General features: G+C 61.4%; 5 protein-coding genes and 2 pseudogenes. All 7 read right to left on the bottom strand.

The genetic code is table 11. The annotated features are described in order from the left end of the window. Positions 1–237: 237 nt before the first annotated feature. Positions 238–1,215: an ExeA family protein gene (locus tag A7X12_RS15335; RefSeq protein ID WP_064312444.1), complete on the bottom strand. Its 978-nt coding sequence runs from the start codon at positions 1,213–1,215 to the stop codon at positions 238–240. A 10-nt stretch (positions 1,216–1,225) separates the two neighbouring features. Continuing rightward, positions 1,226–2,863 (bottom strand): annotated as a pseudogene (locus A7X12_RS15330) (IS481 family transposase); the annotation flags it as partial. Then, positions 2,856–3,445, bottom strand: a pseudogene (locus A7X12_RS15325) (recombinase family protein). The pseudogenes A7X12_RS15325 and A7X12_RS15330, both read right to left, overlap by 8 nt. 191 nt (positions 3,446–3,636) lie before the next feature. After that, positions 3,637–5,061 (bottom strand): aspartyl protease family protein, encoded by a 1,425-nt coding sequence (locus tag A7X12_RS15320; RefSeq protein WP_064312443.1) that lies wholly within the window; start codon positions 5,059–5,061, stop codon positions 3,637–3,639. A 65-nt stretch (positions 5,062–5,126) separates the two neighbouring features. Next, positions 5,127–5,477, bottom strand: a complete 351-nt coding sequence (locus A7X12_RS25615; protein ID WP_157105614.1) for a hypothetical protein — start codon at positions 5,475–5,477, stop codon at positions 5,127–5,129. A 43-nt stretch (positions 5,478–5,520) separates the two neighbouring features. Then, positions 5,521–7,668: a peptidase domain-containing ABC transporter gene (locus A7X12_RS15315; RefSeq protein WP_064312442.1), complete on the bottom strand. Its 2,148-nt coding sequence runs from the start codon at positions 7,666–7,668 to the stop codon at positions 5,521–5,523. Next, a complete protein-coding gene (locus A7X12_RS15310) occupies positions 7,665–8,966 on the bottom strand; it encodes an HlyD family secretion protein (protein ID WP_198162043.1) in 1,302 nt (433 codons plus the stop codon). Before A7X12_RS15310 ends, A7X12_RS15315 begins: the two co-directional genes overlap by 4 nt. Between the last annotated feature and the right edge of the window lie 275 nt (positions 8,967–9,241).

The raw sequence follows: 9,241 nt of genomic DNA, 5'->3' as shown, positions 1-9,241 counted from the left end.
TGACGGACGCCTATGAATCACACGACAACCGAAAAGGGAATCCCTCGCGATTCCGCCCATCGTGAAGATGCTCTAGCAGCCTTTGCTCGCAATCAGAGCCGTTTTTTGCTCGAATTATCTGACAGTGGAGCGGCGCGTCTGCTCACGCTCTTTGACACTGGACTTGCAATCATCCCGCCGTGCTCGCAATCGGAGCGGCCTGCTCGCGCTTTGCGCCAATGAGAACTGGACCGTCGATCATAAAGGGACGCCGGCTTCGCGCAGCTGCTCTGTCAGCTCGCGGGTATGCTCGGGATCAAGCATGCCTGCGAGGAACGCCCGGACATCGGACGGCCGGGCACCCAGGTGGCTGGCGAGCAGGCCGGCGTCGTACCCGTTGCGCGTCAGCGTCGGCTCCAGATCGTCGATCGCGCGCGACAGCACCTGTTCGACGATCTCAACGGTGATCGGTTTGGTGTCGAAGCGAAACCCCTGCTCGAAGGCGAGCGTCAGGTGCATCTCGATCTGCAGCGGTGTTCGTAGCCGATCGGCGATGAGGTCGATCGCGTCGTCCTCCATCAGCTCCGATAGCTTCACGCCCTCGGCAGCGCAGGCACCCAGCAGCCAGGTGACGTAGTCACGCCGTTCCGCCCCGATGCCCTCATAGTCGAAGATCGTGGTGCGGTACCCGATCTCCTCCATCTGCGGGCGCCGCAGGTCGTTGCGCAACCGCGGATGACCCACCAGCAGGACGGACAGCAGCACGCCGGCGTCGGCTACTACCTCCATCAATCGCTTGAGGCCGGTGAGCGTCTTGTGGTGGAGGTCATGTGCCTCGTCGACCACCAGCACGATCGGCCGCTTGCCCTTGCGCATCAAGTCGCGGAGATCGCGTTCGCGCCGCTCCGCCTGCTTGGGAATCTTCACCTGTGCACGATCGCCAGGGGACAGGTCATAGAACAGCGCCTCGATCAGCGAGGACAGCGACGTGCGCTTCTTGTCGACCGCGAGCGACTTGGCCACAGCCACCCTGCCGGCTCTGGCAAGTTCATCCTCGATCCGGCGCAACAGATGGGTTTTGCCCGAGCCGACCAATCCTGAAACCACGATCAGCCTGCCGGTCTGGACGGCGGCACAGACCTGACGGACGATGGTGCGCTGGTGCTCCGTCTCGAAGTTGCCCGCCCCCTGGAAGGGGCGGGCGAGCCCATAGGTGGATTGCACATCTGCCAGCATCAACCTTCCTTCGCGCGTGAAACCGATCGCGGACGCGATCGGCGATCGTGGTTTTGTCGAGCGTTTCGCCCAGCAGGGTGTCTATGAACGCGCGATCTTCCTCGGGCAGCGCCCCGAGCGGGTGGCGGAGTTGCTCGACGATCGCCCGTCGCGCAGCAAGGCTCGACGCATACGTCGTCTCAACGACGGGTTCGGGGAACGGCATTCTACGAACCGCAAGACCTGCGGTGGACCGTGGCAGCGACGGCAACGGCCGATCGCCGCCCGTGACCGTCGCGCGAGGCAAGCCGAGCTGGTCGGCAAGGCGCACGACCTTGTCCAGCCGCTCCTCGGCCCGGCTCTTCTGATATTTCCGGTAGCGATACAGCGGTATCGCGCCGCGCGATGGCTCGAAAGGGCCGAACCGCTTGCCGTCATGTTCGATGAACAGAGCTTGGTCAAACAGCCCCCACAGCACCGTGACCGTCTCACCGGCGAGATGTGGCTCGACCTCGTAGGAGGCGCCTTCGACCGAGATGGTCGCATCGCCGCCGACGGTGCGATGCTCCGGCTCGCGCACAAAGGCGCAGAACCGCTCCCATGAGCACATCGCCCGCACGCCCTCAGCAGGGAGATGCCGCAGCCAATCCTCGATGCGGGCATGCGGTTCGGAGCGGTGATCGGCGTTGTTGTAGGTGACGAGCGCGCGGCGCAACCACTGGTTCGCCTCGGCTTCATCCTTGGGCTTGTGGAAATGGTAGAGGGTTTCGTGCACTTCCTTGATCGTACGGAACGGCCGCTAGACCTTGCCTTTCGCGCGCGCCGCAGTGTGCCGATCGCCAGGCTTGGGCGGCAGATGGGTTTGGACGCGGACGCCGAGACTTCCCATCACCGATTGAAAAACGCGCGAGCGGCTGACCGGACCGTTGTCCATATATATGGTGATGGGCAGCCCCTGGAACGGCAGCTCGGGCTCAGGCTTGGCGGCGAAGGCGTTGAACAGAAAGCGCAGCGCCGATTCCGCATCCTCGCCGTAGACGCAGCGATATTCCTGATAGACGACGCCCGACCGGTCATCGACGACGGAGAACAGCATCAACGTCGGTTTGCCACGGCCTTGCTCGGCCCAGAGCGGCGCCTCGACCTGCTTCAGATCCGAAGGGCTCATATCGAAATGCCACAATTCGTTCGCGCGCCGCGCTTGGAAGCGAACTGCGGCCCCGGGCCTTGTAACACGGGCCGAGTCCAGTCCGGATGACCGCAGCAGCCGGTCGATCGTCGCGCGTTTCAATAGGCCTGGTGGCACCTTCACCAATCCCTCTGGCGTCTCGACACCCTCTGTTTCGAGGAATTGGATGGCGCGCGCCGCGGAAACATGGCGGCCCTTGTTGTTCGTGGTCCTGATCTTCAGCGCAGCGATGATATCGGCGTACCGCTCCATCTCCGCCTGCGGCGCGACACGCGTCTTGCCGTGATCGCTGCGTCGGATCGCCTTCGGTCGGTTCAGTTCGCGCAAGGCGCGGTACATGGTGGTGATCGAGATCCCATAGGCAGACGCCGCGCGGGCGACGATCTCCGAGCGACCAGGATCGCGAGGGGACAGAAGCGACAATCGTCGGGACAAGTCGACCAGCGCCTCACTGGGCGGCCGCTTCGCCCGATCAGGCATGTGCGGTTGCAGACTCCTGTGCGGCAGGGCCGCGCTTGCCAGCGTATCGGTAGAGCGTGGCTACGGAAACGCCCATACGCTTCGCGATATCACGGACTGGCAGCGACCCGTCTGCCATCATCGCGCGGGCGGCCGCCACGTCGCCGGCACGCATTACCGGCGGCCGCCCGCCTTTCCGCCCCTGACGCCGTGCCTCGATCAGCCCCGCGGTTGTCCCTCGCGGATCAACGCGCGCTCGAACTGTGCGATGGCGCCGAACACATGGAAGGTCAGCATGCCGCCGGGGGTCGTGGTGTCGATGCTCTAGGTCAGCGACACGAACCCGACCTGGCTGCGCTCAAGCTCCTCGGCCGTCGCGATCAGCTTCTTCAGCGACCGCGCGAGGCGATCCAACTTCCACACGACCAGCGTGTCGCCGGCGCGCAGAACGTCGTCCAGGATGCGCTTGAGTTCGGGGCGATCATCCCGCGCGCCCGATGCCTTTTCGGTGAAGACCTTCTCGCAGCCGGCGCGGCGCAGCGCCTCGAGCTGAAGCTCGGGGTTCTGATCACTGGTACTGACCCTGGCATAACCAACCCGCATCGCCCGATCTTCTCTAAACTCGTCGCGAGCATAGCGTTTTGCGACGCTGGTTTCCAGAACAGTTTTGATAAACTGGCAGCGTCGGAAATGCGTCGCACTCGGTCCAGCACGCCACACGCGTCAGAAACGTTCGTTTATTGAAAGCCGATTTCACCGACGTGTGCTGGGTCAAAATCCAGTATCTCCGCGAGCTAATGGCTCCCCGGGGTCACAACACCTGGAAGTGCTGCGGCGCGCTTCATGCGCGCGACGTCCTTCCAGAAATTCGCCACCCCCGGTGCATTGAGCACCACCGAACAAGCCTTCGCCGTTTCGGCGCCAGGTTCGCCCTGGCAACGAGCGAAAGCCTCGGTAACGTCGCCCACGCCCGTAGGTTCGACTATCGGCAGCGTCCCCTCTGGGAAGGCCTTATCACGAACGCCGGGGAGCGCCATGAAGTCTTGTGCGACAATCGTGATCGTCGGTCCTCCGCATACACCCACCCGAACCGACGTACCTGCAGGCGGACTTATGGAGTCATACACGCCGTCCAGAGACGCTATGGTTCTGCCATTTAGCGAACAGATCCGGTCGCCGGCTTTGAGGCCAGAAGCCGCAGCTGGCGAATTCAGCATCAGGTGTGTGATCAGTAGCCCGTTCCCGTCCTCGCGATACTGGATTCCCACGCGCGGGCGGTAGATGACCTTGGGTGCCCGATCCGGCCCATAAAAAAGCATTGCGCGATTGCCGATGTCGAGCACGAAATTCGAACGCCGGAGCACTCCTAACCCTATTGATGTTGAAATATTGTCTCTCGTGAGCGGTCCAGATTCCGTATCTATATTCGCGATTACGGGGCCAAACGGACGCGTCCCTACGCTCAAAGCAGGGATGGCGGCCAATCCTTTTATTGTTGCGCCGCCATCTCCAGTGCCGCGAATGTCGCTACGCTCCTTACCCGCACAGCGTTGGAGTTCGGGCCTCTCGGGAACTATGTGCATGTCGCTGTCAGTGCCGCTGTCGAGCACAGCTTTGACGGCAACGTCGCAGATTGTCGCATCCAACGTGAGGAGCCTCGACCGTTCATCTAACGCTAAACTGATCACGCTTGTAGTTTTTGGGAGATCGCCGCCTAGGATGAAGCGGGCTCGATGATGCTCCCAATCTACTTGAAGTGTAACGCCTGATAGGAGGTTCAGGCCAATCGACACCCCCACCCTCGAATCCCGCTGCAAGCGCATATCGGTTACAGTGACAGGCTGGTTCGTGAGGACGATGCCGCCGAGCACGAACGAGCCTACCTGTCCTCGAGCAAAATGGGCGGTCCCGCCATAGGCACGTGCTGTGACGACGTGATCACCTGTCTTCTCCTCATCCGCCAAGAGCTTCGACGAAATCAAGGCCACTCCTGGGAGCGTCGATCCGGTGTCGATATCAGCGAAGGTCGCATGGCCGTTCACGGTTACCGGAATGATGATCCCGTCCTCCTCAGCCCCCGCCAGTTGTATCCATTGTGTTGCCTTGCCCGCGTCGAAGCTAAAACCAGCCTTTGGTTCCTGCTGTTGCTGCGCGGACGCAACGAAAGGGAAAATAGCGATAGCAAACATGCCGCTGGTAAGAAGGTACTCAAGCCTCATCTGACCCAACCATTTGCAAAGCGGCGGGCGGTGGTAGGCCGCCCGCACAAAACAGAAAGACGTTATCAGTCGGGAGAGTTGCCCGATTTGGTTTGGCCGCTATCGCGGTCATTTTGATCTTGAAGGCGGCGTGCTTCCGAGTCCCAGTCGGTGCCGCCGCCGCCGCCGCCGCTGCTGCCACCACCGCCTGAGCTTCCGCCCCAGGTAATGGTTCCCGTGACGGTCCCGCCACTAGGTGGGAAACCGCCGGTGGTCCCTACCGAAACCGATCCGCCGCCGCCGCTATAGACGGTCACGCCGCCACCACTGCTGCCGCCGGTGCCGACAGTGCCAGGGCCGGTGGGTTGAGGCCGGGGGCTTGAGGTCTGGCCGCCGGACACAAAGCCGATTTCGTCCATCGAAAGTTCGCGAAGCATAGTGATATCCTTCTTTCAGACTGATGAAATTCCTTGGTGACGTTCAGGCGGCATTGATCAGATCATGCTCTCCTCCTCCCTGCTCTATCGGTGGGGCCGTTGCGATCCGCCCTTGCTCGAGGACGAGCACGCGATCAGCATTGGCGATGGTGGATTGTCGGTGTGCGACGACCACGCAGGTGATCCCCATTCCCTTGAGTGAAGCATTGACCTTGGCTTCGGTCGGCCCATCCAGATGCGCAGTGGCCTTGTCCATGACGAGAAGCCTCGGCGAGCGATACAAGGCGCGCGCCAGCAGAACGCGCTGCTTCTGGCCGCCTGAAAGCGCGGAGCCCATGTCACCGACCAGCGATTCATACCCCATCGGCATGGTCGCTATGTCGTCATGAATTACTGCCAGCCGGGCCGCTTCCACGACTCGTTCCAGATCAATCTCGGGATCGAAGAAGGAGATATTCTCCGCGATCGAGCCGGCAAAAAGCTGGTCGTCCTGCATGACCGAGGACACCTGCTCGCGATAGCCGCCGAGCATCGCCGGCGTCAGGCGCTTGCCATTGACCAGAACATGGCCTTCGCTCGGCTGGGCGAGCCCCAGGAGCATCTTCAGCAACGTCGTCTTGCCGCTTCCCGACGCACCGACAATTGCGACGGTTTCACCGTGATGAATGGAAAGATCGATACCTCGGAGGATCTCCGGATCTCCGGCGGCATACGCGAACCGGACACCCTCGAACGCGATCGTTTCGATAGCACCAAGGCCGCCCGCCAATGGCTGTGGCTCAGGCGCGGTCAACGCGATGTCGCCGATCCGGCCGAGCTGCACATCGAGCATGCGATAATCGATGACGCGCCCCACCACGTTCAGGCTCGAGGCCAGGAACTGCTGTTTATAGGCGGCGAAGGCCATGATCATGCCGACAGTGAAGGCGTTGGCGATGCTCAGACGGATGGCGAGATAGACGAATAGGATGTTCTCAAGCACAACAATTGTGCCGTTCGCGGCTCCGAAAATGGCCTGCATCCGCGCAATCCTGACGCCAGCATTAACTACCTGCACCCTGCGCGTCTGCCATACGCGCAGCCGCTCGCTCTCGCGCCCGAACAGACGAATGGGTACAATTCCGCGGATTGTTTCGATAAGTACCGACTGTTCTGCGGCTTGCGCTTGGATGATGTTGATATTGCCTGCCTTGAGTGCGCCGAACCAGGCAAGACGCATGAGGATGTATATCCCCAGGGCGCAAAGGGTAACCAGGCTAAGCATCGGCGAATACAGAAACATGAGCGCCAGGGTCAACACCGATAGGCAGGCGTCGATTACAGCTTGAATAAGCCCTCCGCCCAGCAGGTCCGTGATTGGCTGGACTGCGTTGAAGCGCGTGAGGACATCGCCGACCGTGCGCCGCTCGAACCAAGGCACGGGTAAGCGCGCCATATGCCGGAAGAGATTGGAAGCGAGACGGTAGCCGAGTTCATTCGACAGTCCCACCACGGACCAGGAACGAACGAGAGCGGTTACCTGGCTCAGTACCGCAACTGCGCCGAAGCCGAGCGCCAATGCCGCAAGGAAGTCCAGATCCTGCGCCGGGATTACGCTGTCGATGCCGATCTGAAGGTAGAAGGGCGCCGCCAGCACAAACATTTCGATCAGGAACGACAGCACTAGGATACGTCCCAATGCCGGCGCCAGACCTGAGGCATTGGTCCATAGCTGCCAGAATGCCAGTCGGGCACGCTCTCGGCGGCGCTCGAAAGCAATAGCGGGCCGCAACTCGATAACCACGCCGGTGAAGAGCCGAGAAAGCTCCTCGCCGGTCACGGCGCGCACCCCGAGCGCCGGATCGTTGAGCAGATAGCGGGTCATCCCGCCGCGCCGTTTGATCGCGGTCAGCACGACGAAATGATTGAGGCCCCAGTGCAGGATTGCTGGCAGCGCGACCTCTCGCAGGTCCTCCGGGTCCGCGCGCAACGGCCTCGCGTCAAGTTTCAATTTGTCCGCGACCTGCAATAGCGTCGCGAGCGTCATGCCCTTTATGCTCGCGCCAAATCGTACACGCAGCGACAGCATGTCGATTTCGTGCCCATAATGGCCAGCAACCATGGCGAGGCATGCAAGGCCGCACTCCGCCGCCTCATCTTGATAGACCATCGGCACGCCGCGCCGCCCAAGCAGGAGCCCGATGTCGCTCATGCCCGCGACTGCACCGCGCGGATTGGTTCGAGGAGCCAGTCCAGGAAGCTGCGGCGATCGAGCGCGATGTCGGCCTGAAGCGTCATCCCAGGCTCCAGAGGCATATCCTGGCCAAACGCGCTGATACGCTGCTGATCCAAACGGACACGCAATGTGTAGACAGGTTCGCCGAACTTGAGCGCCGAGTCCACTTCCTCAGGCGCCAACGCCGAGCGCGAGATAGCAATGATCCGACCGCTAAAGGTGCCAAAGCGCTGATAGGGAAAGGCGTCGTAGCGCAGGCGAACGCTCTGCCCGACACGCGCCAAACCGATTGCTCGGCTAGGTGCGAACAGCGTGACCTCCATTCGGCTGTCCAAGGGCACGATCGCCAACAACGGCAACCGCCCGTCGCTTGTGCGGCCAGCGACCGCCTGAAGCGCGGTAACACGCCCACCCACGGGCGCGGTAATTACAAAGCCTCGCGCGCTCTCGGCGTCGATGCGGCGCCCATCCAGATCTGCAAGCGATCGTCGGAATTCAGCATCGCGCGTCGAATGGTCGCCAGGCAATTTCGACAGTTCCGCCTGCGCAGTGCCACGCCGCTCCGACAGTTGCGACATCTGCTGAACCGTGGCTTGGTATTGGGCAGCCGCACCCAACCACGCCTGTCGGCGGCGCTCCTGCTCCGTCTGCGAGACGAAGCCCTTGGCGCCAAGCGCACCTAGCACCTCGAACGAGCGCTTCGTTGATTCTACGGCGGCTTTCTGGAACTCGATCTGCGTCCCAAGCTGAGCCTTCTCTTCATCCAGATCCTTTATTAGACGTGCCAAGCGTACCTGCTCAGCTGCAGCGCGGGCATCCTCGTTGACAATCTGGCGTCGAATAGCATCTGCTTGCTGTCCCAAGGATGCGGCATGCGCGTCGCTCGGCAGGCTACCATCAGAAAGCGGTTGCTCTACCCTAACTCGAGCCAAAGCCTGTCCAGCACGGACATAATCGCCTTCCTTCACGCCTAGCCAGAGAATGCGCCCCGGCCGCTCCGCATAGACTTTCGAGAGCGCACCCGCGGTAACGACCTGCCCAATAACATGCTCGGTGCGCGCATAGCGTCCGACCGCAACCCATGTGACGAGCACACACCCTATAAATGCCAATAATAATGTGATCAGCGTTAGGGAGGGCGCTCGTGTAATCACCACGTCTCCTTCGAGACGATACGCATACTTAATCGCCTCAGCGCGAAAAAGCGTCGAGCTGCCTACTGCGCTTCCCGTTCTGAAATTTTTCGGGGCGAAAGTATATTCATCAGACTTCAAGTCCGAATTGGGTTGGGCGCCACCGCTGTTGTTACTCGCGCAATCCATATCAGACGCAACGCAATGACGCACGAGAATCCCCTAACCCGGACCCTTCTTAAGGACTCACTTGCTGTTCAAATACATACAAGAACATCCTTTTATGTACCAAAGTTTGCAGGTCGTTTCACCCCTGTCAAGATGCTTGGTCGGGAGGGACAACATTGAACGCCAGTCTCCGGTTGCCTGCGATTGGTCGCCAGACCCGGGCCGACTTATGCTCGATCACGTGTTTG

The sequence above is a fragment of the Sphingomonas sp. TDK1 genome, from assembly GCF_001650735.1.
Classification (GTDB): Bacteria; Pseudomonadota; Alphaproteobacteria; order Sphingomonadales; family Sphingomonadaceae; genus Sphingomonas.
The sequence above is the reverse complement of the archived record's forward strand: the minus strand, read 5'-3'. Positions and strand labels throughout refer to the sequence as shown.

Excerpts from the sequence above, each read along its gene's own strand:
- A7X12_RS15315 (WP_064312442.1), bottom strand. The coding sequence starts at position 7,668 with ATGAGCGACATCGGGCTCCTGCTTGGGCGGCGCGGCGTGCCGATGGTC.
- A7X12_RS15320 (WP_064312443.1), bottom strand. The coding sequence starts at position 5,061 with ATGAGGCTTGAGTACCTTCTTACCAGCGGCATGTTTGCTATCGCTATT.
- A7X12_RS15335 (WP_064312444.1), bottom strand. The coding sequence starts at position 1,215 with ATGCTGGCAGATGTGCAATCCACCTATGGGCTCGCCCGCCCCTTCCAG.
- A7X12_RS25615 (WP_157105614.1), bottom strand. The coding sequence starts at position 5,477 with ATGCTTCGCGAACTTTCGATGGACGAAATCGGCTTTGTGTCCGGCGGC.